This is a genomic window from Caballeronia sp. LZ029, from assembly GCF_031451275.1.
Classification (GTDB): Bacteria; Pseudomonadota; Gammaproteobacteria; order Burkholderiales; family Burkholderiaceae; genus Caballeronia; species Caballeronia jiangsuensis.
In genome coordinates this window covers 1-682 of sequence record NZ_JARUXO010000016.1, presented here as the reverse complement: position 1 = coordinate 682, position 682 = coordinate 1, and the positions used below count along the sequence as shown (strand labels likewise).

Genomic DNA, 682 nt, shown 5'->3' with positions numbered 1-682 from the left:
CCAGAACTCCATGTCCTGCAGCGCGATGCCCGAGCGCGCGGCCATGCCGAGGCCATCGCCCGTATTGATGAACGCATTCGTCGATGCCGCGAAGATGCGGCCCGCGCCGCCCGTGGCGAACAGCGTCGTCTTGCCTTCGAGGATGTAGACGTCGCCCGTTTCCATTTCGAGCGCGGTCACGCCGAGCACGTCGCCGTCGGCGTCGCGGATCAGGTCCAGCGCCATCCATTCGACGAAGAAGTGCGTTTTAGCGGCGACGTTCTGCTGATACAGCGTGTGCAGCAAGGCGTGGCCGGTGCGGTCAGCCGCAGCGCATGCGCGTTGCACCGGCTTCTCGCCATAGTTCGCGGTGTGGCCGCCGAACGGACGCTGATAGATCGTGCCGTCCGGATTGCGGTCGAACGGCATGCCCATGTGTTCGAGCTCGTACACCGCGTTGGGCGCTTCGCGGCACATGAACTCGATCGCATCCTGGTCGCCGAGCCAGTCGGAGCCCTTGATCGTGTCGTAGAAGTGATAGTGCCAGTTGTCTTCGCTCATGTTGCCAAGCGATGCGCCGATGCCGCCTTGCGCGGCAACGGTATGCGAGCGCGTCGGAAACACCTTGGACAGCACCGCCACCGACAAGCCCGCGCGCGCGAGTTGCAGCGATGCGCGCATGCCCGAGCCGCCCGCGCCGACG

The 682-nt window shown here is 65.5% G+C and carries 1 protein-coding gene; it reads right to left on the bottom strand.

Annotated features, from left to right (window positions below):
• The coding region (locus QCE73_RS33895; protein ID WP_309885322.1) for an FAD-binding protein at positions 1 to 682 on the bottom strand (682 nt) is incomplete at both ends.